Annotated in this window: 1 protein-coding gene; it reads right to left on the bottom strand. The window is 65.7% G+C overall.

Annotated features, from left to right (window positions below):
* The coding region (locus tag PUR56_RS01875) for an extracellular solute-binding protein (RefSeq protein WP_329947569.1) at window positions 1-658 on the bottom strand (658 nt) is incomplete at both ends.

Here is a 658-nt window from a genome sequence, read left to right as displayed (position 1 = left end):
GGACGTTGGCGATGACCGACTGGAAGAACGGGAACATCGCGACGTCGCCGCTGATGAAGCCGTTGAGGGCGCTGGTGCCGACCGGGGAGATCTTCTCGGTGTAGAAGGACTTCATGTACTCCATCGCGGTGCGTCCGGCCTCGGTGTTCTGGGTGGAGGTCTTGAAGTCGGGCGAGGTGAGGGTGCCGCCGGCCTGGCAGAGGAAGCTCTCCCAGGTGGAGTTGATGGCGTTGAGGTGGTCGTCCATGCCCTTGAACTGCCAGCCGGCCACCTTCTTCCCGGCTTCGGCGGACTTGGCGGTGATGGTGGCCGCGGTGGACTTCAGCTCGTCCCAGGTCTTGGGCGGGGCGGCGATGCCGTACTGCTGGAGGATGTCGGTGCGGTAGAGCATGACGTCCACGTCGAAGTAGAGCGGGACGCCGTGCATCTTGCCGTCGTACTCGTCGACCTCGGCCAGCGGCAGGAACTTCTCGGTGTCGGCGGCGGTGTAGCCGAGCTTGTCGAGCGGGGCGAGGGCGCCGGCCTTGAGGTAGTCGAGCTCCAGGCCGTTGTTCATCAGCCAGACGTCGGGGCCCTTGCCGGCGGCGACGGCCTGCTTGATCTTGTCCCGGCCGTCCTTCCACTCCAGGAGCGTGAGTTCGACCTTCACCTTGCCCTG

Origin of the sequence: Streptomyces sp. BE303 (genome assembly GCF_036290945.1) — a bacterium.
In the GTDB taxonomy this organism is placed as follows: Bacteria; Actinomycetota; Actinomycetes; order Streptomycetales; family Streptomycetaceae; genus Kitasatospora.
Note: the sequence above shows the minus strand (reverse complement) of the source record. Positions and strands in the feature narration are given on the sequence as shown.